The 25,263-nt window shown below is 74.4% G+C and carries 18 protein-coding genes; 3 read left to right on the forward strand and 15 right to left on the reverse strand.

The window, feature by feature from the left end; genetic code table 11:
* Window positions 1-124 precede the first annotated feature (124 nt).
* From ACN20G_RS04550 to ACN20G_RS04580, 7 genes are all read right to left on the reverse strand, one after another.
* Window positions 125-994 carry a S1 family serine peptidase gene (locus tag ACN20G_RS04550; protein WP_424211423.1) on the reverse strand — a complete coding sequence of 290 codons (870 nt, stop codon included), beginning with the start codon at window positions 992-994 and terminating at the stop codon, window positions 125-127.
* Between the two features lie 189 nt (window positions 995-1,183).
* Window positions 1,184-2,758 (reverse strand): RNA polymerase sigma factor, encoded by a 1,575-nt coding sequence (locus ACN20G_RS04555; protein ID WP_424211424.1) that lies wholly within the window; start codon window positions 2,756-2,758, stop codon window positions 1,184-1,186.
* Between the two features lie 494 nt (window positions 2,759-3,252).
* Complete coding sequence (locus ACN20G_RS04560; RefSeq protein ID WP_424211425.1) at window positions 3,253-4,140, reverse strand: FadR/GntR family transcriptional regulator; 888 nt, start codon at window positions 4,138-4,140, stop codon at window positions 3,253-3,255.
* A gap of 160 nt (window positions 4,141-4,300) precedes the next feature.
* On the reverse strand, window positions 4,301-6,067 hold the full coding sequence (locus tag ACN20G_RS04565) for an ATP-binding cassette domain-containing protein (RefSeq protein ID WP_424211426.1): 1,767 nt from the start codon (window positions 6,065-6,067) through the stop codon (window positions 4,301-4,303).
* A gap of 156 nt (window positions 6,068-6,223) precedes the next feature.
* Window positions 6,224-6,973 carry an NUDIX hydrolase gene (locus ACN20G_RS04570; protein WP_424211427.1) on the reverse strand — a complete coding sequence of 250 codons (750 nt, stop codon included), beginning with the start codon at window positions 6,971-6,973 and terminating at the stop codon, window positions 6,224-6,226.
* A gap of 70 nt (window positions 6,974-7,043) precedes the next feature.
* Window positions 7,044-9,005, reverse strand: coding sequence for a glycogen debranching N-terminal domain-containing protein (locus tag ACN20G_RS04575; RefSeq protein WP_424211428.1), 1,962 nt, complete (start codon window positions 9,003-9,005; stop codon window positions 7,044-7,046).
* A 140-nt stretch (window positions 9,006-9,145) separates the two neighbouring features.
* On the reverse strand, window positions 9,146-10,687 hold the full coding sequence (locus ACN20G_RS04580) for a DUF4192 domain-containing protein (RefSeq protein WP_424211429.1): 1,542 nt from the start codon (window positions 10,685-10,687) through the stop codon (window positions 9,146-9,148).
* A gap of 128 nt (window positions 10,688-10,815) precedes the next feature.
* On the opposite strand from ACN20G_RS04580, the gene ACN20G_RS04585 reads away from it, so the two are divergent.
* Together ACN20G_RS04585 and ACN20G_RS04590 are read left to right on the forward strand one after the other, a co-directional pair.
* Window positions 10,816-12,975 carry a RecQ family ATP-dependent DNA helicase gene (locus ACN20G_RS04585; protein WP_424211430.1) on the forward strand — a complete coding sequence of 720 codons (2,160 nt, stop codon included), beginning with the start codon at window positions 10,816-10,818 and terminating at the stop codon, window positions 12,973-12,975.
* A 218-nt stretch (window positions 12,976-13,193) separates the two neighbouring features.
* Window positions 13,194-13,823: a hypothetical protein gene (locus tag ACN20G_RS04590; protein WP_424211431.1), complete on the forward strand. Its 630-nt coding sequence runs from the start codon at window positions 13,194-13,196 to the stop codon at window positions 13,821-13,823.
* Between the two features lie 67 nt (window positions 13,824-13,890).
* On the opposite strand, the gene ACN20G_RS04595 is transcribed toward ACN20G_RS04590, so the two are convergent.
* The 7 genes from ACN20G_RS04595 to nrdR form a co-directional block, all read right to left on the reverse strand.
* On the reverse strand, window positions 13,891-14,514 hold the full coding sequence (locus ACN20G_RS04595; RefSeq protein ID WP_424211432.1) for a hypothetical protein: 624 nt from the start codon (window positions 14,512-14,514) through the stop codon (window positions 13,891-13,893).
* A 59-nt stretch (window positions 14,515-14,573) separates the two neighbouring features.
* The gene (locus tag ACN20G_RS04600; protein ID WP_424211433.1) at window positions 14,574-15,284 is read right to left on the reverse strand and encodes a ribonuclease HII; all 711 of its coding nucleotides are present in this window, start codon (window positions 15,282-15,284) and stop codon (window positions 14,574-14,576) included.
* Between the two features lie 355 nt (window positions 15,285-15,639).
* Window positions 15,640-16,566, reverse strand: a complete 927-nt coding sequence (locus ACN20G_RS04605; RefSeq protein ID WP_424211434.1) for an ADP-ribosylglycohydrolase family protein — start codon at window positions 16,564-16,566, stop codon at window positions 15,640-15,642.
* Between the two features lie 11 nt (window positions 16,567-16,577).
* Window positions 16,578-17,237 (reverse strand): histidine phosphatase family protein, encoded by a 660-nt coding sequence (locus ACN20G_RS04610; RefSeq protein WP_424211435.1) that lies wholly within the window; start codon window positions 17,235-17,237, stop codon window positions 16,578-16,580.
* 124 nt (window positions 17,238-17,361) lie between these two features.
* Window positions 17,362-17,967: a YdbC family protein gene (locus tag ACN20G_RS04615; protein ID WP_424211436.1), complete on the reverse strand. Its 606-nt coding sequence runs from the start codon at window positions 17,965-17,967 to the stop codon at window positions 17,362-17,364.
* A gap of 203 nt (window positions 17,968-18,170) precedes the next feature.
* Complete coding sequence (locus ACN20G_RS04620) at window positions 18,171-21,056, reverse strand: vitamin B12-dependent ribonucleotide reductase (RefSeq protein WP_424211437.1); 2,886 nt, start codon at window positions 21,054-21,056, stop codon at window positions 18,171-18,173.
* 126 nt (window positions 21,057-21,182) lie between these two features.
* Window positions 21,183-21,698, reverse strand: coding sequence for a transcriptional regulator NrdR (gene nrdR, locus ACN20G_RS04625; protein ID WP_424211438.1), 516 nt, complete (start codon window positions 21,696-21,698; stop codon window positions 21,183-21,185).
* Window positions 21,699-22,166: 468 nt separating this feature from the next.
* Here nrdR and lexA point away from each other — a divergent pair, with 468 nt between their 5' ends.
* Window positions 22,167-23,060 (forward strand): transcriptional repressor LexA, encoded by an 894-nt coding sequence (lexA, locus tag ACN20G_RS04630; RefSeq protein ID WP_424211439.1) that lies wholly within the window; start codon window positions 22,167-22,169, stop codon window positions 23,058-23,060.
* A 173-nt stretch (window positions 23,061-23,233) separates the two neighbouring features.
* Here the strand turns inward: lexA and ACN20G_RS04635 are convergent, their stop codons facing one another.
* Window positions 23,234-25,219, reverse strand: coding sequence for an ATP-dependent DNA helicase (locus tag ACN20G_RS04635; RefSeq protein ID WP_424211440.1), 1,986 nt, complete (start codon window positions 25,217-25,219; stop codon window positions 23,234-23,236).
* Window positions 25,220-25,263 lie beyond the last annotated feature (44 nt).

The raw sequence follows: 25,263 nt of genomic DNA on the forward strand, positions 1-25,263 counted from the left end.
CGTTTCGCATCCGACGAGCCAGGACCGGCCCAGGCCGGTCGACGGGCGGCACCCCTGAGACCCAGGGGTGCCGCCCGTACTCGTTCCCGCCCTCCGGCGGTCCCGGCCTCGCCGCTCGGGCCCCTCAGCGGCGCGTCCGGGCCCCCGGCTCCGCCGCCGGCGCCCCCGCCGCCGCCACGAACTCCGCCAGCGGCGCGATCCGCGTGTACACCCCCGGGCTGTCGGCCTGACCGCAGCCCCGGCCCCAGGACACCAACCCGATCAGGCGCCCGCCGGAGACCAGCGGCCCGCCGCTGTCCCCCTGGCACGCGTCCCGCCCGCCCCGCTCGTCACCCGCGCAGAGCATCGACTCGGCCCGGAAGCGGCCGTCGGGCCCGCCCGGATAGGCCCGCGCGCACACCCCGTCCGCGAGCACGTCCACCCGCGCCGCCCGCAGCCCGTACGCGTAGTCCCCGAAGCCGCTGGTGTCCCCCCAGCCGTACACGGTGGCCTCGGCGCCCTCCCGGTACCCCGGATCGCCCGCGGCGGCCAGGGGCAGCACGGGAACGTCCGTGAGGGGCCGGGCCAGCCGCAGCAGGGCGAGGTCCCCCGCGTTGGCCGCCGCGTCGTAGCCCGGGTTGACCAGCACCTCCGCCACCGGCACCTCCCGCCCCTGCTCCCCCCGGGCCAGCTCGGTGCGGCCCACGATCACCCGGAAGTCGCGCACCTTCTCGGCCGGGCCGCCGAGCACCGCCGGGTTCAGGCAGTGCGCGGCCGTCACCACCGTCGCCGGCCCCACCAGCACCCCGCCGCAGAACTGCCCGCCGCGGGTGGAGCCGAACCGGTCGCGGCTGGCCAGCGCCACCACCCACGGGTGCTCCGTCACCGACACCGGCCGCCCGCCGATCACCACCCCGTCGGCGGCGGCCCGGTTCAGCCGGTCGGGGGGACCCACCGCGGCCACCACCGTCACGGCGAGGGCGCCAACCAGGGCTTGGGCGAGGATGCGACGCACGGGTTCTCCTGACTCCGGGTGCGGGTTGCCTGAACCCAGAGTGAGCGGATCGCGCTCACCGCGCACCCGCACGCCCCCGCCCCCACCCGTACCGGCGACCCCCGGGCACACGCGGACGGGCCCGGCGCGCGAGGTGCGCTCCGGGCCCGTCAGTGGGCGTGGTGGGCCGTTCGGGCCGGCCCCCGGCCCTCAGTCGAGGTAGTCGCGCAGCACCTGCGAGCGGGACGGGTGGCGCAGCTTCGACATGGTCTTGGACTCGATCTGCCGGATCCGCTCCCGGGTGACCCCGTAGACCTTGCCGATCTCGTCGAGGGTCTTGGGCTGCCCGTCGGTGAGGCCGAAGCGCATGGAGACCACGCCCGCCTCGCGCTCGGAGAGGGTGTCGAGCACCGAGTGGAGCTGTTCCTGGAGCAGGGTGAAGGAGACCGCGTCGGCCGGGACGACCGCCTCGGAGTCCTCGATGAGGTCGCCGAACTCGCTGTCGCCGTCCTCGCCGAGGGGGGTGTGCAGGGAGATCGGCTCGCGCCCGTACTTCTGGACCTCGATGACCTTCTCGGGGGTCATGTCGAGTTCCTTGGCCAGCTCCTCCGGGGTGGGCTCGCGCCCGAGGTCCTGGAGCATCTGGCGCTGCACGCGGGCCAGCTTGTTGATCACTTCGACCATGTGCACGGGGATGCGGATGGTGCGGGCCTGGTCGGCCATGGCGCGGGTGATCGCCTGCCGGATCCACCAGGTGGCGTACGTGGAGAACTTGTAGCCCTTGGTGTAGTCGAACTTCTCGACCGCGCGGATCAGGCCCAGGTTGCCCTCCTGGATCAGGTCCAGGAAGAGCATGCCGCGGCCGGTGTAGCGCTTGGCCAGCGAGACCACGAGGCGGAGGTTGGCCTCCAGCAGGTGGTTCTTGGCCCGACGCCCGTCCTCGGCGATGATCTCCAGCTCGCGCTTGAGCTTGGGGGCGAGCTTGTCGGAGTTGGCGAGCTTGTCCTCGGCGAAGAGCCCGGCCTCGATCCGCTTGGCGAGCTCCACCTCCTGCTCGGCGTTGAGCAGGGGCACCTTGCCGATCTGCTTGAGGTAGTCCTTGACGGGGTCGGCGGTGGCGCCGGCGACGGCGACCTGCTGGGCGGGCGCGTCGTCCTCGTCGTCGGAGAGGACGAAGCCCTTGGCCTCGCCGCCGGTCTCCTCCTCCTCGTCCTCGCCCGGCTTGCCCGCGCCGCCGGCCTCGTCGACGACCCCGGGGTCCTCGCCCGGCTCCTCGCCCTTCTTGGCGGCCGTCTTGCGGGCGGTGGTCTTCTTCGCGGCGGTCTTCTTGGCCGGCGCGGCCTTCTTGGCGGCCGTCTTGCGGGCGGTGGCCTTCTTCGCGGGCGCGGCCTCGTCGGCGCCGGCCTCGGGGGCCTCGGCCGGCTCCGGGTCGACGGCGGTCGGGGCGGCCGCCTCGGCGGCGGCCCGGGTGGTGGTCGTGGTGGTGGTCACGGCGGTCTTGGCGGCCGTCCGCTTGACAGGGTTCTTCGCCGCGACGCTCTTGCGGGCGCGTTTGGGCGATTCCGCCGCACTGACCATCAGCGTCACACCCTCTTCCTCCAGGATCTGGTTGAGGCTGCGCAGGACGGTCTTCCACTGGGCCGGCGGAATCTGGTCGGTCTCGAAGGCCCGACGCACGTCATCGCCGGCGATCTGCCCCTCGGCCTTTCCCCGCTCGATGAGCGCCATCACAGACTCGGATTCGGAGATCTCCGGCGGGAGCGTACGGGATGTGCTGGCCGACACGAACAACCTCTCGGAACGATGGGAACGGCTTTCGACTCCGGTCAGGTGCGCACCGGGTTCGACGACCACCGACGGGAAGGGCCGGCGGCGCGGCAGGACAACCGGGGAATCGCGCGACACCGGACTCTCGCAGGGTGCTGCTCGTTTCCATCGGCCACCACCTCTTAGGTCATCGCGAGACCTCGCGGAGCGTTACGCCCAATCTTCGTGGCCCGAGTCACACCCCGATTCCTCCGAAACACGGTCATACAGTCACAGGGACGCCCCTCGCGCGCGCCACGCCGTGACGGGCCGCCCGAAACCCCGACCCGGCCCGGAGGGGGCGCGCCGGCGGCCTCGGAATCGACGGGACCTGTGCCGCGCGCCTACCCCGCGCGGCGGGCCCCGACACCTGTCGACTTGGGCCGGCCGTACGGGGAACGGTCGTTCGACGCGGGCACGCGGACGGGCGGGCGCCCCGCTCGGCGCCCGCCCGTCCCTCCCCGGCCGCGACCTCAGTGTTCGCGCGGCGCGGGCACGACCCGCTCGACCTCCGGGTGCACGGTCAGCAGCTGGCGCATGGCGTTCTCCGCGGCCGAGGCGTCGCCGGCGGCCAGCGCCTCCACGATCCGCGCGTGGTGGGCGACGCAGGTCTCGCCCGGGCGGTCGCAGGCGGTGACGGGTCCGCCGGAGACCTGGAGGGCGGCGGAGACGATCCCCGACAAGTGCTCCAGCATCCGGTTGGCGGCGAGCTGGATCAGCAGGGCGTGGAACTCGGTGTCGGCGCGCGAGAAGGTGATCGCGTCGCCCTGCCCGAGGGCGTGGCCCATGATCTCGACCATGTCGGCGAGCCGCTGCTGCACGTCGGGACGGCCGTGGCCGGCGGCGAGGCGGGCGGCGAGGGGTTCGATGGTCCAGCGCAGTTCGTTCAGCTCGCGGCGCTGGTCGTCGCGCTGCGGGCCGAAGGCGCGCCACTCGATGATGTCGGGGTCGAGCAGGTTCCAGTCGGCGACGGGGCGGACCCGGGTGCCGACGTTGGGCCGGGCGCTGACCAGACCCTTGGCCTCCAGGACGCGCAGGGACTCGCGGACCACCGTGCGCGAGACCTCGAAGCGCTGCCCGATCTCCTCGGGCACCAGGGGGCGATCGGCGCCCAGGTCGCCGGAGACGATCATCTGGCCGAGCTGCTGGACGAGTTGGCCGTGCAGGCCGCGGCCGCGACTGCCGGCGGCACGGCGACCCACCCGACCCAACTCCACGTCGGGGCCGTCCCAGTGGGGTACGCCGACGCGGTCGGCGGCGGGGGCCTCCGGGTAGGGGTAGCGGTCGAGTTCGCCCGCGCCGGCGAGGCCGGATTCGGCGTGGCGGGCGGCGGTCATCATGGTGTGCGCAAGGGTACTCACGAATCCTTTGTCGGCCGTGTTCCGGCCACCCTTGAGGGCTTTGGTGAAAAGCACACGAAAGGGTGATCGGTGCCCCCTGCGCAATTGACGACTTATCGTAAAGAACCGTGCCTTTTCGGGGGAGTTGCGCAAGGGCTCCGCCCATCACGCGGACATCCGGTCACCAACGGGCCCTTCCGCGCAGGCCGATGATCCCGTACACGCAGATCAGGGCGAGAAGCGACACGAACACGGCGGCGCCGACCGGGTGCGCGAGCGCCCGCGCGAGCTGTTCCGGCGCCCCCTCCCAGGGCGCGGGCCAGTGCCCGAGGCCCACCTCGCGCAGCCGGTGGGCGAGTCCGGGGGCGGGGCGCAGCGCGGGCCCGGCGAGCAGGGCGCGACAGGCCGGGACCACGAGGACCGGGATCGCGAGGACGGCGGCGAACCCGGCCGCCGTGGCCCGGAACACCGCGCCGGCCAGGAGTCCGGCCCAGGCGCAGCCCACCGAGAGCGCGAGCCAGCCCGCGAGCGCGGCGGGCCCGTCGGCGGGCGGCAGGTCCAGGGCCTCGCCCCAGACCAGGGCGAGCAGCCCGAGATCGAGGGCGGCGGCGGTGAGCACCAGGCCGACCGCGATCCCGGTGGCGATCCCGGTCTTGGCGAGCAGGGTGCCCAGTCGGCGGCCCGAGAGGCCGAGTTCGGCGCCGAGGGTGGGATGCCGGTGCTCCTCGCCGAAGGCGGCGGCCCCCAACAGCCCGGCCCCCAGGGCCGTCGGCGGCAGCGGCAACCAGTCCGGACGGCCCGAGACGGCCTGGGCCACGGGGGTTCCGGCGGTGCGCGCGGCGAGCAGCGCGGCGAGGGCGGACCCGAGGAGGGTCAGCGCGAGCACGAGCCAGGGCCCGGGCACCCCGAACACCCGGCGCAGTTCGCACCGCCAGGGTCGGGCCGGGCCGGTGGGCGGGGCGACGGCGACCACACCGGGCGCGCGCGACGCCGCCGGACGCCGGTGCCGCCCGCGCGCCCCCTCGGGCTCCGGGTCGGGGCCCGCGACGACGACGACGGGGGCCGGGGCGGGGCGCGGTTCGGCGCCGACCTCGTCCGCGAGCCGGTGCACGAGCACCCCGTGCCGGAACGCCACGTCGCCGACCTCCGCGCAGCTCCCGCCGTAGACCGACAGCCGGCTGCCGCCCTCGCGCACCACCTCCACGGTCCGCCGGCCCGCCCGCGCCTCGCGGTCGAGGAGTTCGGCCAGCCGGGCCGCGTACGGGGTGCGGACCACGACCCGGGGGCGCAGTCGGGTGCGGGCGAACTCGGCGGCCGACACGTCCGCGACGAGCCGGCCGGAGTCGAGGGCGAGCACCCGGTCGGCGAACCGGGCGGCCTCGCGCGGGTCCTCGGTGGCGAAGAGCACGATGCCGCCGCGTCGGGCGTGAGCGCGCAACAGGGCGTGGAGGGAGACCTGTTCACGGGGGGTCAGACCGGCGGTGGGCCGGTCGAGGAGGAGCACGCGGGGGTCGGCGAGGAGGGCGGCGGCGAGGCCGACCCGGCGGTCCGCGGCACGCGGCAGGACCCCGAGTCGACGGTCGCGCAGGGCCCCGGCGCCCACGGCGCGCAGCACGGCGTCGGCGCGGGCGGCGGGGACGCCGACGGCGGCGCACGCCATCCGCAATTGTCCGCGCACGGTGCGGGAGGGGTGTCCGGGCACGTCCCCGAGGACGGCCCCGACCTCCCGGGCGGGGTGCTCGACCCGGTGCAGGGGGCGGCCCCCGTAGGCGGTCAGTCCGCGCCCGGGGTCGAGGTCCAGCATCAGGCGCAGGACCTCGGTCGATCCGCAGCCGGGTGGGCCGTGGAGGGCGGTGACGGTGCCGGGGGCGAGCTCGAAGGAGAGGTTGTCGACGGCGGGGGGCAGGTCTCGGCGGGGGGCGCCGGTGAGTCCGATGGCCTGGAGCATCGCTTCTCTCGCGGGGAGGTCGGACCGCTCTGCGGACGGCTGGGGCGTGGTGGTGTGAGTACCACCGGCACCATAGCCCCGCAAATCCTATTTGCGACGTATATGACCATCTGACGGCGTGTAGGAACGCGCGCCGCCGACCTCGGAGCCCGGCGCTCAGACCTCGGGTCGCAGCATCGGCGGGTTGAGGAGCGTGGCCCCGCCCGCCCGGAACAGCTGTGCCGGCCGCCCGCCCTGACGGGTCGTCGTCCCGCCCGCCGGCACCAGGAAGCCCGGGGTGCCCGTCACCTTCCGGTGGAAGTTGCGCGGGTCCAGGGACACCCCCCACACCGCCTCGTAGACCCGGCGCAGCTCGCCGACCGTGAACTCGGCGGGGCAGAAGGCGGTCGCGAGGGAGGAGTACTCGATCTTCGACCGGGCCCGCTCCACCCCGTCCGCGAGCACCCGGGAATGGTCGAAGGCCAGCGGCTCCGGGCCCGCGCCGTCGGTCAGCGGCACGAGCTCGCCCACCGGCGCCCACCGGGCCCCGTCGGCGTCCCCGCCCGGGCGGGGCGCGGGCAGGTCGGGGGCCAGCGCCAGGTGCGCCACGCTGACCACCCGCATCCGGGGGTCCCGGTCGGGGTCGCCGTAGGTGCCGAGCTGTTCGAGGTGCGCGCTCTTCGGGGACTCGGGGCGGTCCGGGTCGTGCACGGCGAGCCCGGTCTCCTCCGCGAGTTCGCGCGCGGCGGCGGCGCCGAGGTCCTCGTCCCCCCGCACGAACCCGCCGGGCAGCGCCCAACGCCCCTGGAAGGGCGCCTCCCCCCGGCGGACGACCAGGGCGCAGAGGGCGTGATGGCGCACGGTGAGCACGACCAGGTCGACGGTGACGGCGAAGGGCGGAAAGGCCGACGGGTCGTAGGGCGACATGCCGTCGATCATAGTCGTCTCCCTGACGATAAACAGCCCCTCGGTCGGGTCCGCACCCGAGGAGCGACGATCACACGGACAGCCGCAGGGACCCGGCCGCCTCCTCCACCATCCCCAGTCCCATCCGGCTGACCCGCGCCGCGAACGGCTCCCCGGCCAGCCGCAGCCCGGACAGCCCGAGCGCGCCGAACGGGGCCGTGCCGGCGGGCACCAGCGTGACCGTGCCGGCGGGCGCGTCCGGGCGCGGACCGACGAGCGCGGTGATCACGTGCACCGCGGCGGCGGCGGCCACGGCGGCGGGCCGGCAGGCCGCCGGGTGCGGCCAGGGGGCGGCCCCCGCCGTGCGCTGCTCCCCCGCGTACATCTCCGGCAGCCGGTGGTCGAACGCCTCGGCCGCGTCGAGGAGGCCCCGGGCCAGACCGGCGGCCTCCTTCTCGTACCCGGCGGCGACCAGTCCGGAGACCGCGAGGGCCGTCTCGTGGGCGCGGACGGCGCCCGAGTGGTGGCCGAAGGGGTTGTGGCCGGGTTCCCGGGAGGACAGGCTGCGCAGGCCCCAGCCGCAGTCCATCGCGGGGGTGCCCAGGGCCCGGGCCAGGTGTTCGGTGCGCACGGAGTCCAGCAGTCCGGGGGCGAGGGTGCCGCCGGCGGTGAGCCCGGTGTCCAGGAGGTGGGCCGCCGCGCCGGTGAGCAGGGCGAGGGGGCGGCCGTCGGCGTGCAGGGCGGCGGCGGGCAGCCCGCCGGAAGGGCCGTCCACCCAGAACTCGGCGCGGAACCGGACCCGGAGGTCCACGGCGAGGTCCCGCAATTCGGCGGCGCCGGGCCGGTCGTGATCGGCGAGGAGCTCGGCGCCCAGGAGGGCCGCGCGGTGGGCGTGGGCCTGGAACTCGCAGCGTCGCGGGCCGCCGCCGGGATCGGCGAGCAGCCCGCCCCCGTCGAGAGCGCGCCGCAGCCAGCCCAGGCAGTCCTCGGCGGCCGGCAGGAGTTCGGCGACCTCCCGTTCGGACAGGCCCCAGCGGCGGGCCTCGGCCAGGACCACGGGGAAGGCCAGCGTGGCCTCCGTGCCGGTGCAGGCGGGCGGCAGTCCCGGCCAGGAGCCGCGCAGGGGCCCCGGCAGTCGGCCCGCGTCCGGGCCCTGGTCGCGGATCCGGGTGCGGGCCAGCATCCGCAGGGTGCCGGCGGCGGGCGCGGTGCCGAGCGGGAGCGCCATGCGGGCGGCCCACAGGGACTCGGCGGGGGCCGGTCCGAACCGCCAGGGCGCCCCGGCGGCGAAGCACACGTCGGTGGGCTCCTCGCGGTCCCGCACGAGCAGGGCGCCGAGGTCGTCGACGGCCGCCCGCAACCACCGGTCCACCCGGGGGTCCTCCCCCTCGGCCCGCGCCTCGCCCAGCAGGCCGGCCACGGGGGTGGGGCGCGGGATCCGGTCCTGCCCGGTCCGCAGTTCGATCGTGCGGGACTGTCCCGGCGCCAGGTCCAGGTGCCAGCGGAGCAGGCCGGCCGAGGCGATGGCGTCGTCGGGGGCGGGTTCGGCGGTGGTGACGGCGCGGGCGTGGGCGGTGGTCCAGTGCAGGCCGGCGGCGTGCACCCCCGCCGGCACCTCCTCCCCCGCCCTGCCGGCGGCCACCGCGGCGAGGTCGGCGAGGTCGGTGCCCAGGGACAGTTCGACGGGCAGCCGCACCGGGCGGCCGGCCCAGTTCCGCAGCGTGATCCGCTCGGTGCCGTCCGCGTGCCGGACCCGCTCGACCCCGATGTCGGGATCGGGCCCGGGATCGGCCCCGGTGCGGACGGTCGCGACGAACACCGCCCGATCGGCCCCCAGCGAACGGGCCTGCACCGCCACCGGATCGCGTCCCGCGACCCGCAGCAGCGCCCTCGACAGCAGCCGGCGCCCGTCGCGGTAGATCCCGTCGGCCCCGCGTCCGGTGAGCTGCCCGTGCTCCGGTGAGATCGCCACCCACGGCACGGCCACACACACCAGCGCGCCGTGCACGGGGGGCAGTTCGGGCCGCCGGCCCGGGGGGTGCGGATGTGTCATGCGTCGCCTCGCCCACGCTCGATGCCTACGAGGGCCCGAGCGGCCCGAAGCGCCCTCCCCCGCCCGGTCAACGCGGGCACCGCCCCCTCGGTCACGCCCGGCCCCCGGCCCGTCTCGGGCCGGGCGGGCCGGGGTGGGGATCACGGGCGGGGGCCTCCGGTCTCGGGGCGGGGTCGGCCCGGGGTCTCGGGGCCGGTGCGCGGGGGCGCGGCCGGGGCCGGTGCGAAGAGGGTCAGTTGGCCCGGCGACACCGGCTCGGGCTCGCGGGGGTGTTCGGCGGGGCCGCCCCGGCCGGGTCGCCCGGGAGCGCGGGCCGGCCCGGGCCGGGCGGGCCCGGTGCGGGCCCGGGTCCGGCCAGATCGGGGCACGGGCGGCCGGCGCCGGGGCCGGACGCGGGTCCGGGGGCCGCCGGAAGGGCCCTCGGGCGGGCCGTCGACGGCCTCCGGCGCGGTGCGCGGCCGGGGGACCCCGGCAGGGCCCCCGGGTCCTCCCTTCGGGCGGGCGGGGGCCGCCGCGCGGGCGGCGCGGGACTCGCGCAGGCAGGTGCGGAGCCGCTCGGGGTCGAGGCCCTCGTTGCAGGCGTGGTGCAGCAGACGGGCGAACTGGTACCGCTCGTCGGCGCGCAGGGCCAGTCCCAGGGCGATCCGGGCGGTCGGTTCGTCGCCGGTGGACCAGGACACCCAGCCGGCCAGCGCGAGCGGGGCGGCGGCGTGCTCGGCGTACGCGCCGACGCAGCGGCGGGCCAGGGTCCGCCACAGCCGCAGGGCCGGCGCCGCCTCCGCGCCCTCCATCCACTCGGCGGCCGCGTCCCGGGTGTCGCGGTCCTGGAGTCCCAGGATCAGCGTGGCCGCCTCGTCGCAGTCGATCAGGGCCTCGTCCCGGGCCGGGTCCGCGCCCCATCCGGGGCGGGGGCGGAAGCGGGTGAGGCGTCGCATCAGTTCCTCGGCCAGGGCGAGGGTCTCGGCCCGGATCTCCTCGGCGGCGACCGCGTCGTTCAGCATCCGGGGCACCAGTCGGCCGGCGGCCCGGTCCAGGGCGCGCAGTTGTTCCTCGGCCCGGGGCCCCTCGACGGGCGCCAGGTCGGCCTCCAGGTCGCGCAGGGTGCCCCGGATGCGCAGTCCCGCGTAGGTGGCGGTGGCCGCCATGACGGAGCTGCCGGCCGGCGGCAGCGGGGTGCCCGCGCGGGAGCAGCAGCCGGGGTCCGGGCAGAGGTAGGACCACCAGCGGCCCGCCGCGAGGCAGAGGGCCTCGACCACCGGCACCTCGCGGGACCCGCAGGCGAGGCGGACTCGCCGGGCGAGGGGTTCGAGCCCTCGCGCCACCTCGACCGGGTCCTGTCCGGGCCGGGGGTCGCGGCACAGGTACAGGACCGCGCCCCGGGGCCGGGCGCCGTGCCGCTCGCTGCCCTCGACGAGGCACGCGGCGACCTGTTCCGCGAGCGCGTCCCACCGCCGCGGGTCCTCGGGCAGGGGGACCCGCAGGCGGGCGCCGAGGCGCCCTTGGTCGTCGCGGAGGCCGAGCAGCACCAGGGAGTCGGTCGGGTGGTAGCCGAGCAGGTAGGGGAGCGCGTCGGCGAGCTCGCCGGGGTCGCGCAGCGCCACTCCCGGCGGCGGCTCGGCGGCCGCCCCGGGGAGGGCCTCGTGGGGGGTGTGGTTCGTACGGGGTTCGTCACTGTGTGTCATGAACAACAGGCTGGGGGTGATCGAATCCGGGCTCAACCCCTGTGGATAACTCGCGGTCGGCCCGTCGGTTGTCCACAGGCGCGGGCGGTCGCCGGCGCGGTGTCCGAGGGATCGGGTTCCATGGGGGCATGAACGCAGATCTCAGGGCCACCGCCGATGCCGTGCTCGCCCGTCTCGTCGGGGACCCCACGGGCACCGCCCGCTTGCGGGAGGACCAGTGGCGGGCCGTGGAGGCCCTCGTCGTGCGCAAGCAGCGGGCCCTGGTGGTGCAGCGCACCGGGTGGGGCAAGTCGGCCGTGTACTTCGTGGCGACCTCGCTGCTGCGGGCCGCCGGCGGCGGGCCGACCGTGATCGTGTCCCCGCTGCTGGCCCTGATGCGCAACCAGGTCGACGCGGCCGCGCGGGCCGGGGTGACGGCCCGGACCATCAACTCCGCGAACCCGGAGGAGTGGGAGACCATCCAGGCCGAGGTGGCCGAGGGTGCCGTGGACGTGCTGCTCGTCAGCCCGGAGCGGCTCAACAACCCCGATTTCCGTGACCAGGTGCTGCCCAAGCTGGCCGCCGCCACCGGTCTCCTCGTGGTGGACGAGGCGCACTGCATCTCCGACTGGGGGCACGACTTCCGGCCGGACTACCGACGACTGCGGACCATGTTGGCCGATCTCCCGCCCGGGGTCCCGGTGCTCGCCACCACCGCCACCGCCAACGCCCGGGTGACGGCCGACGTGGCCGAGCAGTTGGGGACGGGCGCGGGGTCGGACGCGCTGGTGCTGCGCGGCCCGCTGGACCGGGAGAGCCTGAGCCTGGGTGTCGTGAACCTGCCCGACGCCGCGCACCGGCTGGCCTGGCTCGCCGACCACCTCGACGGCCTGCCGGGGTCGGGCATCGTCTACACGCTCACGGTGGCCGCCGCCGAGGAGGTCACTGCCTACCTGCGGCACCGGGGGCACCCGGTGGCCTCGTACACGGGGCGCACGGAGAACGCGGACCGGCAGCAGGCCGAGGAGGACCTGCAGGCGAACCGGGTGAAGGCGCTGATCGCGACCTCGGCGCTGGGCATGGGCTTCGACAAGCCGGACCTGGGGTTCGTGGTGCACCTGGGCTCGCCGTCCTCGCCGATCTCGTACTACCAGCAGGTGGGGCGCGCCGGTCGTGGGGTGCGGCACGCGGAGGTGCTGTTGTTGCCGGGGCGGGAGGACGAGGCGATCTGGGCCTACTTCGCCTCGGTGGCCTTCCCGCCGGAGGAGCAGGTGCGGCGGACCCTGGACGTGTTGGCGGCGGCCGGGCGTCCGTTGTCGCTGCCCGCGCTGGAGCCGCTGGTGGACCTGCGGCGCAGCCGGTTGGAGACGATGCTGAAGGTCCTCGACGTGGACGGGGCGGTGCACCGGGTCAAGGGCGGGTGGACCGCCACGGGCGAGCCGTGGGCGTACGACGCGGAGCGGTACGCGTGGGTGGCCCGGCAGCGGGCCGCGGAGCAGCAGGCCATGCGGGAGTACGCGGGCACGTCGGCGTGCCGGATGGAGTTCCTGCGCCGGCAGTTGGACGACGAGGGGGCCGAGCCCTGCGGTCGGTGCGACAACTGCGCCGGGTCCCGGTTCACCGGCGAGGTCTCGGCGGCGGCCCTGGACACGGCCCGGGGGGAACTGGGGCGGCCGGGCGTGGAGTTGGACCCGCGTCGGATGTGGCCCACGGGGCTGCCGGCCGTCGGGGTGGAGCTGCGGGGGCGGATCCCGGCCGGTGAGGTCACGCGGCCGGGCCGGGCCCTGGGCCGGCTGTCGGACATCGGGTGGGGGAACCGGCTGCGGCCGCTGCTGGCCCGGGAGGCGCCGGACGGTCCGGTCCCGGCCGACGTGGCCGACGCGGTGGTGACGGTGCTCGCGGACTGGGCGCGGGGGCCGGGCGGTTGGGCCTCCGGGGCGCCGGACGCGCCGGCCCGGCCAGTGGGGGTGGTGGCACTGCCCTCGCGGAGCCGGCCCGCGCTGGTGGGTTCGCTGGCGGCGCGGATCGCGGAGGTGGGTCGGCTGCCGTTGCTGGGGGCCCTGGAGTACGCGGTGGAGCCGCCGGAGTTCGGGTTGCCGTCCTCGAACAGCGCGCAGCGGGTACGGGCACTGGACGGCATCTTGACCGTGCCTCCTGCGCTGGCCGCGACCCTGGCGGAGACGGCGGGTCCGGTGCTGCTGGTCGACGACCGCGCGGAGACGGGTTGGACCCTCGCGGTGGCCGGCCGACTGCTGCGACGGGCCGGGGCGGCGGAGGTCTTTCCGCTGGTGTTGGCCGTCCAACCGTGAACGAGGCGTCACGACCGGGTTGAGGGGGCAGGGATATGAAAGGCATACCGGCCATATGCGGGCGGCGGGACCAATTGCTCGTTGCCGCGCGGTCGGGGCCCGCGCGAGAATCGAGGCAGCTCCCGCTCGGCTCTTCGGCATCCCACTCGGGCCGTGCCGCGGTGTGCCCCCACCCAGCCGTGCCCGTCGCCAGCGGGCGTGTACCCGAAGGGAGGACCGTGACCTTCGGATTCGCCGGGCCCTCTGCGTCCTTCTCGTCCCTGACCGCCGGGGCTCCCCGGCACGGCCGCTCACTGGAGCCCGCGGAGTGGACGGCGGCCGGTGTGCCGCTGTTGCGCGATCCGCGGGACGTGGTCAGCGGTCTGCACGCCCGGCACGCGCCGGTGCCGTCGACGGCGGTGATCGCGGTGTTCGGGCCGGAGGACCGGCTGGAGGCCAGCGCCTCCTTCGTCCAACGGACCGTGTCCACGGACGGCTGGGAGTACCGCAACGCGCTGCTGTCGCGGCTGCGGCGGGTGCTCCCGCACGACCTGCGGCGCCGTTCCCCCGTGCGGACGGCGGTGTTGATGTACTGCCGGTCCGGTGACGAGCGGTGGACGGAGGAGGACGGGGCCTGGATGTGGGGCCTGCGGGACGCCTGCACCCTGCACGGGCTGCGGTGCGGGGCGTACATCACCGTGACGGACGACGGATGGCGGGTGGTCGGCGAGGGACGCGGCGGGCGTCATCCGCACGCCGGCTCACGGCCCTCCGCCCTCGGCGACGCGCACGCGGAGTTCGCGCCCCCGGCCATGACCCGCGGTGGCGGCGGAGTGGTCGAGGCGCTGCGGCACACGGCGGCCCGCTGACGGACCCGGCGGGGTCGTGGGGTGCGGGCGGCGCGGCCCGTACCCGACGACCCTCGCCGACGGGTCCTCAGACTCCGGCGACCGGGGCGGTGTCGAGGACCTTCGAGTCCCCGCACACGACCAGGAGGGTGCCGGCGAGGGCGCGCACGGCGGGCAGCAGTCGGGCCGCCGCCCCGGCGTCGCCGTTGACGGCGAGCACGACGATCGGACGGCCGGTGAGGCGTCCGCTCTCGCGCGCGTCGGCGTGGAACACGTCGTCGGCGGCCGCCTGCTGGGCCCAGTAGCCGGCCTCGCCGAAGGACAGCTCGTGCGCGGCCCACGGGTGGAGTTCGCCCGTGGTCAGGACGAGGATCTCGCCGGGGGCGCGACCGGAGTCCAGGAGCAGATCGACCGCCTCGTCGGCGGCGGCCGGCGCACCCTCGGCCGAGGCCGGGATGAGCTGGACCTGGGGAACCGCGCCGGAGACGGAGGGCTCGGGGGTGGGAGTGGGCCGGGGGCCGGGAACCGGTCCGGCGGCGGGGGTCACCCGGGCGGCGGGGCCGGGGCGGGGTGCGGGCCGGGGCACGGGGGCCGGACGCGGACCGGGTACGGGGCGGGGGGTCTGGGCGGCGCGGCTCGTGGTGGGCGCGGCGCCGGAACCCTGGGCACTCTCGGGAATCGGAGGCTCCTCGAAGGCGGGGTTGAGAGGCATGTGTCGTTGTCCATCAAACATCGGTGCGAAAGGTACCGGTGATCGGCACCCGTGTGCGATCAGAAATCGAAGCCGAGTTGGCCTCCGGTTTCCAACTCCGCCGACTCCGCCGAGCGGCGCGCCTTCTTCAAGTGGCGCCAGCGGGGCAGTGCGTCGAGGTAGGACCACGAGAGCCGGTGGAACGTGGTGGGGCCGCGCCGCTCCAGGGCGGCGCGGTGGACCGGCGAGGGGTAACCGGCGTTGGCTGCGAAGCCGAACTCCGTGATGTCCTCGTCGGGAGAGCCGAGTTGGGCCATGGCGCGGTCCCGGTGGACCTTCGCGATGACGGAGGCCGCGGCGACCGAGACGCAGGACTGGTCGCCCTTGATCACCGTCCGGACCCGCCAGGGGGCGCCGAGGTAGTCGTGCTTGCCGTCGAGGATCACCGCGTCGGGGCGGACCGGGAGCCCTTCGAGGGCGCGGACGGCGGCCAGCCGCAGGGCGGCGGTCATCCCGAGCGCGTCGATCTCCTCGGGGCTCGCGTGGCCGAGGGCGTGGGCGGTCACCCAGTCCAGCAGCTCGCGTTCGAGGGCGTCGCGACGCTTGGGGGTCAGCAGTTTGGAGTCCGTCAGCCCCTCCGGGGGGCGGCGCAGTCCGGTGACGGCGGCGCACACGGTGACGGGGCCGGCCCAGGCACCTCGTCCGACCTCGTCGACGCCGGCGACGACACGTGCGCCGGTGGTGGCGCGAAGTGAGCGCTCGACGGTGTGGGTGGGTGGTTCGTACGGCATGGCGACTGCAAGGTTACGCCGATCCCCGGGGGCTGCGACACCCCGGGGCACGCCCCTCTCGCCGGCCGCGTCGCGCGAACCGGCGCGCGCTCCGTGCGCGCTCCCGCGCATCGTCCACCCCTTCGCCTTCGCACACACATCGCATCACCCCGGAGCACCTCGATCCCGGCCCCGCCGGCCCGCCCGGACCCGGGACACGACCCCACCCACACCCCCTGCACACACAGGCAGGGGCCCGGTCAACCGGCCGACCGGCCCCGCCAGGCAGCACGCTCGCGCCACAGCCCCGTCGCACCCGTGTCGCATTCGCGAAGGATGACCGGCGCGCGGCGCCGGGCCGGCGCCGTGCCTCAGGTCACGTGCCCGAGGACCCCGTAGATCCCTTGCCGACCAGCCAGGCCGGCAGCGCCTCGGTCTCGGCGTCCCAGATCGTGGGCAGCGGCGTCCCGGCGGCGCCCAGGATCCCGCCCACGATGGCGCAGGTGGTGTCCACGTCCCCGCCGACCGAGGCCGTCGTCCAGAACGCCGTCTCGAAATCGCCCAGGGCGCGCGCCGCGGACCACAGGGCGAAGGGCACCGTGTCGTGCGCGCTGGTGCGCCGGCCGCTGCCGAGCACCGCCGCCACCGTGTTCGCGTCCCCGTAGTCGAGCATGTTGCGGGCCCGGCGCAGCCCCGCGCCCACCGCGCTGCGGGGCACCAGGTCGATCACCCCGTCCAGCAGGTCCCCGGCGGCCGGCGGGCCTCCGGCCCGGGCGGCCAGCGCGGCGGCGGCGGCCACCGCCATCGCCCCGCAGACCGCCTCGCGGTGCTGGTGGGTGGTGTACGCCGAGATCTCCGCCTGGTGCGTGGCCTGGACCGGGTCGTCGGCGTACCAGGCGCCGAGCGGTGCGATCCGCATCGCGGCCCCGTTGCCCCACGAGCCCTGCCCGTTGAACTGCTCGGCGGCCAGGGTCCGCCAGTCGCCGCCCTCCCGCACCAGCCGCAGCATCCGGTTCACCCCGGGACCGTAGCCCCGGTCGAAGTCGTGCCGGCGGGCGAAGGAGGCCGCGAGGGCGTCCTGGTCGACGCGGCCGTGCGCGGCCAGCACGGCCACGACGGAGGCCGCCATCTCGGTGTCGTCGGTCCACTGCCACGGGCCGGGTGGCAGCTCCCGGCGCTTGAGCAGCGGGTAGTTGACGGGGACGAAGAACTGGGAGCCCAGGGCGTCCCCGAGGGCGAGCCCGCGCAGGGACGCCAGCGCGCGTCCGAGGCGCGCGTCGGTGGAGGTGTCAGGGATGGTCATCGCCGATCAGCCTAGCCGTCCAGGTCGTAAGGTTCCGGTGTGGTCCAGCGCTCAAACGGGCGATCGAGCCGGTAGCGGCCGTCCTCGGCGAGTCGCAGTACCCGGAATTCGCCGTTCCCGGGATTGGACAGGCACTCGAACTCCGCCACCGACCAGTGGAACCACCGCATGCAGAACAGCCGCATCGTGAGCCCGTGCGTCACGAGCAGCACGTTCGGCGGGTGGTCGGGGGCCTCGAAACTGCGATAGAGGCTCTCCAGGAAGGAGCCCACCCGGTCGTAGACGTCCGCGCCCGACTCGCCCTGCGCGAACCGGTAGAAGAAGTGCCCGTAGGCGTCGCGGTACGCCTTCTGGAGCCGCACGTCGTCCCGGTCCTGCCAGTTGCCCCAGTCCTGCTCCCGCAGCCGGGGCTCCTCGCGCACCCGGACCCGGCCGGGGTCGAGCCCCAACTCCCGGAAGGTCTGCAGGGTGCGCCGGTACGGCGAGAGGTACGCGCTGACGCCCTCGTCGCCGAACAACTCCCGCAGCCGCTCCCCCGTCGCGGCGGCCTGGGCGTGGCCGCGGGGGGTCATGCGCAGGGCGTGATCGGGTTCGCGCTCGTAGACGGTGTCGTCGACGTTGCCCTCCGATTCGCCGTGCCGTACGAGAACGATGCGCCGCGGTCTTACCATCCCACGACCCTAAGGCGCCCCGGCGCGCCGCGACGACCGGGCGCGCCGCCCGTGTTCCGATCCGCCGGGCGCCCGCTCACGCTGCGCGCACGCCCCCGCGCCCCGCGTGACGCGGGGCCGTCCCTCACACCGTCCAGGAGGGTTCGAGGTCGACGACGTCGCCGGTCAGCGCGGCCACGTCGGCCTCGGTGCGGGCCCGCAGCGAGAGCCGTTCCACCCGTTCCTCGCGGTACTTGCCGTGCTCGGCGGCCGAGCGCCACATGGACAGGACGAGGAACTCGCCGCCGGGCGCGGCCCCGAACAGGCCGCGCACCATGCCCGGTGAGCCCGCCATGGCCGGGTTCCAGACCTTCTCCTGCATCAGCGCGAAGTGCTCGTCGCGGCCCTCGCGCACCCGGGCGTGCGCGACCCGGACCACGTCGGCGTCGCCGAACCTCGGCTCGAAGCCGGTCTTCACGTCGAAGCGGTGGTCGAAGAGGTCGGCCCGCAGGCCGGCGTAGGTGCCCTGTTGGGCGGCGGCGAGCCGGTCGTGGGCGCGCGCCATGAAGGAGTCGTAGAACGCGCGACTCTCCCAGAACGCGAAGACGTGCGCGATCCCCGGTCGGCTCCGGCTCCAGCCGCCGCCCTGCCCGCGGAAGCCCGGCTCCCCCGGCAACCCCGCCCATTTACGCTGCCCGCGCTCGAACCCTCGGCGGTCCGTCACCGTGCACCGAATCCACTTGACCAGCACCGCGCCATCGTACGGGCGCGGGCCGCCCCGCATCAGTCCCCCGGGGCTCCTCGCCCCCCGCCGGCCCCGATTCGTCCCGAGCACCCGTCCGGGGCCCGTACGCGTGTCCGCGCGAACGCCGTGAGGGCGCCGACCTCGCGGTCGACGCCCTCACGGGTGGTGCGGTGCCCGGCGCGCGGCGGGGTGCCGTGCGCCGGGGTGGATCAGCTGCAGCCGCTGGTGGAGCCGCAGCCCTCGCAGATGTAGCAGGAGCCGGCGCGCTGCATCTTCGTCCCGCAGGAGAAGCAGAGCGGGGCGTCGGCGGAGACGCCGAGCTGCATCTCGACCAGTTCGGCGTTGCTGTGCGCCGTGCGGGTCACCGGGGCCGGGATCTCGACCGGACGCGGGGTGGTCGGAGCGGCCGAGACGGGGGCCGACTGGGCCAGGGACTCGGTGTCGAGCTCCTCGTCCAGGGGCTCGTAGGAGCCGGTCTCCAGGTGCCGCTGACGCTCTTCGGCGGAGTGGATGCCGAGGGCGGAGCGGGTCTCGAAGGGCAGGAAGTCCAGCGCCACGCGACGGAAGATGTAGTCGACGATCGACTGCGCCATCCGCACGTCCGGGTCGTCCGTCATGCCGGCCGGCTCGAAGCGCATGTTGGTGAACTTCGCGACGTAGGTCTCCAGCGGCACGCCGTACTGGAGGCCGACCGAGACGGCGATGGAGAAGGCGTCCATCATGCCCGCGAGGGTGGAGCCCTGCTTGGACATCTTCAGGAAGACCTCGCCCAGACCGTCGTCCGGGTAGGTGTTGGCCGTCATGTAGCCCTCGGCGCCACCCACGGTGAAGGAGGTGGTGATGCCGGGCCGGCCCTTGGGCAGGCGCTTGCGGACCGGACGGTACTCGACGACCTTCTGGACGGCCGGGGCGACGGGCGCGGCGGCCGCGGCCGGAGCCGGGGTCTCCTCGACCTTGTCGTCCTTCTTCTTCGCCGACAGCGGCTGGCCGACCTTGCAGTTGTCGCGGTAGATCGCGAGCGCCTTGACGCCGAGCTTCCACGCCTCGAAGTAGATCTCCTCGACCTCTTCGACGGTGGCGGTCTCGGGCATGTTGACGGTCTTGGAGATGGCGCCGGAGATCCAGGGCTGGATCGCGGCCATCATCCGGACGTGGCCCATCGCGGAGATGGAACGCTCGCCCATGGCGCAGTCGAAGACCTCGTAGTGCTCGGTCTTCAGGCCGGGGGCGTCGACCACGTGGCCGTTCTCGGCGATGTGCGCGACGATCGCCTCGACCTGCTCCTCCGGGTAGCCCAGACGACGCAGGGCCTGCGGCACGGTGCCGTTGACGATCTGCATCGAGCCGCCGCCGACGAGCTTCTTGAACTTGACCAGGGCCAGGTCCGGCTCGACACCGGTGGTGTCGCAGGACATCGCCAGACCGATGGTGCCGGTCGGGGCGAGGACGGACGCCTGGGAGTTGCGGAAGCCGTTCTTCGCGCCGAGGCGCACGACGTCCTGCCACGCCTCGGTGGCCGCGGCCCAGATCGGGGAGTCCAGGTCGTCGCCGCGGGGGGCGACGCCGTTGGCGTCCGCGTGCTGCTTCATGACCCGCTGGTGCGGCTCGGCGTTGCGGGCGTAGCCGTCGTAGGGGCCGACCACGGCCGCGAGCTCGGCGGACCGCTTGTAGGCGGTGCCGGTCATCAGCGAGGTGATGGACGCGGCCAGGGTGCGGCCGCCGTCCGAGTCGTACGCGTGGCCGGTCGCCATCAGCAGGGCGCCGAGGTTGGCGTAGCCGATGCCGAGCTGGCGGAAGGCGCGGGTGTTCTCGCCGATCTTCTCGGTGGGGAAGTCGGCGAAGCAGATCGAGATGTCCATCGCGGTGATGACCAGCTCGACGACCTTCGCGAAGCGCTCGACGTCGAAGGACTGGGTGCCCGCCCCGTCGTCGTCGAGGAACTTCATGAGGTTGAGGGAGGCGAGGTTGCAGGACGTGTTGTCCAGGTGCATGTACTCGCTGCACGGGTTCGACGCGGTGATCCGGCCGGACTCGGGGCAGGTGTGCCAGCGGTTGATCACGCCGTCGTACTGGATGCCCGGGTCGGCGCAGGCCCACGCGGCCTCGGCCAGCTTGCGGAACAGGGCCTTGGCGTCGACCTTCTCGATGACCTCGCCGGTCATGCGGGCGCGCAGGCCGAACTCGGTGCCGTTCTCGACGGCCGTCATGAACTCGTCGTTCACGCGGATCGAGTTGTTGGCGTTCTGGTACTGCACGGAGGTGATGTCGTCACCGCCGAGGTCCATGTCGAAGCCCGCGTCGCGCAGGGCGCGGATCTTCTCCTCTTCCTTCACCTTGGTGGCGATGAAGTCCTCGACGTCCGGGTGGTCCACGTCGAGCACGACCATCTTGGCCGCGCGGCGCGTGGCGCCACCGGACTTGATGGTGCCGGCGGAGGCGTCGGCGCCGCGCATGAAGGAGACCGGGCCGGAGGCGTTGCCGCCCGAGGACAGCAGCTCCTTGGAGGAACGGATCCGGGACAGGTTCAGGCCCGCGCCCGAACCGCCCTTGAAGATCATGCCCTCTTCCTTGTACCAGTCGAGGATCGACTCCATGGAGTCGTCGACGGACAGGATGAAGCAGGCGGAGACCTGCTGGGGCTGGGGGGTGCCGACGTTGAACCAGACCGGGGAGTTGAAGCTGAAGATCTGGTGCAGCAGGGCGTGGGTCAGCTCGTGCTCGAAGATCTCGGCGTCGGCCGGGGAGGCGAAGTAGCCGTGCTCCTCGCCCGCCTTCGTGTAGGTCTTCACGATGCGGTCGATGAGCTGCTTGAGACCGGTCTCGCGCTGCGGGGTGCCGACCGCGCCGCGGAAGTACTTGCTGGTGACGATGTTGACCGCGTTCACCGACCAGAAGTCGGGGAACTCGACGCCACGCTGCTCGAAGTTGACCGAGCCGTCGCGCCAGTTGGTCATGACGACGTCACGGCGCTCCCAGACCACCTCGTCGTACGGGTGCACGCCGGGGGTGGTGTGGATGCGCTCGATGCGCAGGCCCTTGGCCTTGGCTCCCTTGGCGCGGGAACCACGTGCCGAACCGCTCGCCGTCTCTGTCATGCCGCCTCCCATATGCGGGCAAAAACGCCCTGAAGTGCCAGCACTATTCCCACTGGCACGGTCGTGAACTGTGACTGTGTACTTCGCCTGACGTCCGGACGCGCGGCAGGAGCGCGGCGGGCCGGATCAGTCGGCGGCGGAGGCGGGCACGGGAACCGTGGGGTTCCCGCAGTGCTCGCACTCGTCGGTGCTGTGAGGTCGGCCCTCGCGCAGTTCGGCGATGGCCGCCTCGAAGTCCTCAAGGCTGTCGAAAGCCCGGTAGACGGACGCGAACCGCAGGTACGCGACCACGTCGAGTTCCCGGAGCGGGCCGAGTATGGCCAGCCCCACGTCGTGCGTGGTGAGCTCGGCACTGCCCGTGGCCCGGACCGCCTCCTCGACCCGCTGCCCGAGCTGGGCGAGCGCGTCCTCGGTGACCGGCCGGCCCTGGCACGCCTTGCGCACCCCGGAGATGACCTTGGTGCGGCTGAAGGGCTCGGTGACCCCGCTGCGCTTGATCACCATGAGGGACGCGGTCTCGACCGTCGTGAAACGGCGAGAGCAGTCCGGGCACTGGCGACGCCGGCGGATCGACGTGCCGTCGTCCGTGGTGCGGCTGTCGACGACACGGCTGTCGGGATGCCTGCAGAAGGGGCAGTGCACGGTTCCCTTACCCTCTCTCGCGGCACGACTGAACAGCCCACACAACCCCGTGGGGAGCAGAGGCAAGACTCTGCGGGGGTTGGTGAAGCGGTCACCAGCATATGCGATCCCGAGCCCCTCGGCAGACCCGAGGACCACAACTTGTGGGACGCGTCGCCCATCCAACCACTAGATCTTGGGTTGCGCAGGAAACACGCCCTACGGCGTGTCGACATGCGGGATGGCCTGGAATCGGCGTTTGAGCCGTACCTTCAGGGGAGACGCGCCACTGCGGGGCACGACCCGGAAGGGTACCGCACGTGCGGGAGGTCACGCCGAACCGGCGTTCGATCTTCCGATCGTCCATACACCGCTTCATGTGACCGCGACGACCTATCCTCCTTTTTTCACTCGAACGTGTGTTTGGCGCAACCTTTCGAAAGCAACTACCGTTGTCCAGCCAGGGAGAACATTTCGAGAGGGGCCGACGTGACCACCACCGCAGACAGCGCGACCATCACCGCTCAGCACCGCTCCCAGGGCCGAGTCGAACCCGCTCACACCGGGGGCAACCCCGGGAACACCCATGCCACGAGCGGCGTCCCGGGGATGAACACAATGCACACCAACGCGAATTCCGCGCATTCCCAGCATTCCCAGAATGCGCCCCTGGAGGGACCGGGCCACGGGGAATCCGAGGCCAATCGACCGACCCGCTCACTGCCCGGTCGCCCTCCCGGCATTCGCGCCGACAGTTCCGGACTCACCGACCGCCAACGGCGCGTGATCGAGGTCATCCGCGACTCCGTGCAGCGGCGGGGCTACCCACCGTCCATGCGCGAGATCGGCCAGGCCGTCGGCCTGTCCAGCACCTCCTCCGTCGCGCACCAGCTCATGGCGCTGGAGCGCAAGGGCTTCCTGCGCCGCGACCCGCACCGCCCCCGCGCCTACGAGGTGCGCGGCTCGGACCAGCCCAGCTCGCAGCCCACGGACACCACGGGCAAGCCCGCCGCCTCCTACGTGCCGCTGGTGGGCCGGATCGCCGCCGGCGGCCCGATCCTGGCCGAGGAGTCCGTGGAGGACGTCTTCCCCCTCCCCCGGCAGCTCGTCGGCGACGGGGAGCTCTTCGTCCTCAAGGTGGTCGGCGACTCCATGATCGAGGCCGCGATCTGCGACGGGGACTGGGTCACCGTCCGCCGCCAGCCCGTGGCCGAGAACGGGGACATCGTGGCCGCGATGCTGGACGGCGAGGCCACCGTGAAGCGCTTCAAGCGTGAGGACGGCCACGTGTGGCTGCTCCCCCACAACAGCGCCTACCAGCCCATCCCCGGCGACGAGGCCACCATCCTCGGCAAGGTCGTCGCCGTCCTGCGCAGGCTCTGAAGCCCGGCCGCGGCGAGCACCACGGGCCCTCCGACGGCCCCACCGGACGGCCCCGGGACCCCTGCGCCGGTCCCGGGGCCCTCGCCTGCCCGCCGCCCCGCCACCGCCATGCACGCGCGCACGCGGAAAGGCCCCGGAGCCCGTCGTTCCGGGGCCTTCGCGCGCTCCGGGCCTCAGGCCCCGTCCGCCACCGCCATCGCGTCGATCGCGGCCAGCGAGCGCCGCACCTGGTTGCGGTCCGTGGTGTACCAGAAGTCCGGCAGCCCGGCCCGCAGGAACGAGCCGTACCGGGCCGTGGCCAGCCGCGGGTCCAGCACCGCGACCACCCCCTTGTCCCCGGTCGCCCGCACCAGCCGGCCCGCGCCCTGGGCCATCAGCAGCGCCGCGTGCGTCGCCGCCACCGCCATGAATCCGTTGCCCCCGTGCTCCTCCACCGACTTCTGCCGCGCGCTCATCAGCGGATCGTCCGGCCTCGGGAACGGGATCCGGTCCATGACCACGAGCTGACAGCTCGGCCCCGGCACGTCCACGCCCTGCCACAGCGACAGGGTCCCGAACAGGCAGACCTTCGGCTCCGCCGCGAAGTTCTTGATCAACTCGCCCAGGGTCTCCTCCCCCTGGAGCAGGATCGGGTGCTCGATCCGCCCCCGCAGCTCCTCCGCCGCGGCCTTCGCCCCGCGCATCGACGAGAACAGCCCGAGGGTCCGCCCGCCGGCCGCCTCGATCAGCTCCGCGAGCTCGTCGAGCATGTCCCCGCGCGTGCCCTCCCGCCCCGGCACGGCCAGGTGCCGGGCGACGTAGAGGATGCCCTGCTTGGGGTAGTCGAAGGGCGAGCCCACGTCCAGGCCCCGCCACACCGGCTCCTCGCCGTCCTCCCCCGCGCCCTCGGCCACGCCCTCCGGGGCCAGGCCCATCGAGGCCGCGACCCCGTTGAAGTCCCCGCCCAGCTTCAGGGTCGCCGAAGTCAGCACCACCGACCGCTCCGCGAACAGCTTCTCCCGCAGCAGCCCCGACACCGACAGCGGCGCCACCCGCAGCGTGGCCCCGAACCGGTCGTGCCGCTCGTACCAGAGCACGTCGTACTCCGAGCCGATCAGCACCCGCTCGGCCACCGCGTGCACGTTCTCCACCGCCGCCAGCGCCTGCTTGCGCAGCGCGTCCTCGTCGGAGAGCGACTTGTCCCGCGAACCGCCCAACGCCGTGATCACCGCCCGCGCACCGTCCCGCAGCAGCGCCAGCGCGTGCGCGAGCTCCTCCGGCACCGTCTCCAGCCGCCCCGGCAGGGCCAGTTCCATGATCCGCTCGAAGGACTCGGAGCCCGTCAGCAGGGCGTCCGCCGACTTCTCGTCCACCAGCTTCGCGGAGTGCTTCAGCGCCCTGTTGACCTGCCCCGGGGTGAGCTCCCCGGTGGCCACCCCGGTCACCCGTGAGACCAGCTCGTGCGCCTCGTCCACGATCAACACCTCGTGCGAGGGCAGCACCGGCGCCCCCTCGATCGCGTCGATCGCGAGCAGCGCGTGGTTGGTCACGACCACGTCGGCGAGCTTGGCCCGCTCCCGCGCCGCCTCCGCGAAACACTCGGCCCCATAGGCACACCTGCTCGCGCCCACGCACTCCCGGGAGGTCACCGACACCTGCGACCAGGCCCGGTCCGAGACGCCCGGGGTCAGCTCGTCGCGGTCCCCGCTCTCCGTCTCGTCCGCCCAGTCCCGCAGCCGCAGCAGGTCCTTGCCCAGCTTGCTGGTGGGGGCCGCCGCCTCGAAGGGGTCGAACAACCCCTCCTCCTCGACCTGCGGCACCCCCTCGTGCAGACGGTGCAGACACAGGTAGTTGGAGCGGCCCTTGAGCATCGCGAACTCGGGCCGGCGCCGCAGCAGCGGCTGCAACGCCTCCACGGTGCGGGGCAGATCCCGTTCCACGAGCTGGCGTTGGAGGGCCAGCGTCGCGGTCGCGATCACCACCCGCTCGCCGTGCGCGAGGGCGGGGACCAGGTAGCCGAGGGACTTTCCGGTGCCGGTGCCGGCCTGGATGAGCCGGTGCTCGCCGGCGTCCACGGCCTCGGCGACGGCCTCGGCCATCGCCACCTGGCCGGGACGCTCGGTGCCGCCGACGGCGGAGACGGCGGCATGGAGCAGATCGGGGAGGGAGGGCTTCGTCATAGCACCGACCAGCCTACGGGGCGCCGCCGACAGCGGCCCCCGCT

Origin of the sequence: Streptomyces dryopteridis (assembly GCF_049606955.1) — a bacterium.
GTDB lineage: Bacteria > Actinomycetota > Actinomycetes > Streptomycetales > Streptomycetaceae > Streptomyces.

Bases quoted from the DNA above. Each gene is read 5' to 3' on its own strand.
- ACN20G_RS04565 (WP_424211426.1), bottom strand. From the start codon at position 6,067: ATGCTCCAGGCCATCGGACTCACCGGCGCCCCCCGCCGAGACCTGCCC.
- ACN20G_RS04570 (WP_424211427.1), bottom strand. From the start codon at position 6,973: ATGTCGCCCTACGACCCGTCGGCCTTTCCGCCCTTCGCCGTCACCGTC.
- ACN20G_RS04575 (WP_424211428.1), bottom strand. From the start codon at position 9,005: ATGACACATCCGCACCCCCCGGGCCGGCGGCCCGAACTGCCCCCCGTG.
- ACN20G_RS04580 (WP_424211429.1), bottom strand. From the start codon at position 10,687: ATGACACACAGTGACGAACCCCGTACGAACCACACCCCCCACGAGGCC.
- ACN20G_RS04585 (WP_424211430.1), top strand. From the start codon at position 10,816: ATGAACGCAGATCTCAGGGCCACCGCCGATGCCGTGCTCGCCCGTCTC.
- ACN20G_RS04595 (WP_424211432.1), bottom strand. From the start codon at position 14,514: ATGCCTCTCAACCCCGCCTTCGAGGAGCCTCCGATTCCCGAGAGTGCC.
- ACN20G_RS04600 (WP_424211433.1), bottom strand. From the start codon at position 15,284: ATGCCGTACGAACCACCCACCCACACCGTCGAGCGCTCACTTCGCGCC.
- ACN20G_RS04605 (WP_424211434.1), bottom strand. From the start codon at position 16,566: ATGACCATCCCTGACACCTCCACCGACGCGCGCCTCGGACGCGCGCTG.
- ACN20G_RS04610 (WP_424211435.1), bottom strand. From the start codon at position 17,237: ATGGTAAGACCGCGGCGCATCGTTCTCGTACGGCACGGCGAATCGGAG.
- ACN20G_RS04620 (WP_424211437.1), bottom strand. From the start codon at position 21,056: ATGACAGAGACGGCGAGCGGTTCGGCACGTGGTTCCCGCGCCAAGGGA.
- ACN20G_RS04635 (WP_424211440.1), bottom strand. From the start codon at position 25,219: ATGACGAAGCCCTCCCTCCCCGATCTGCTCCATGCCGCCGTCTCCGCC.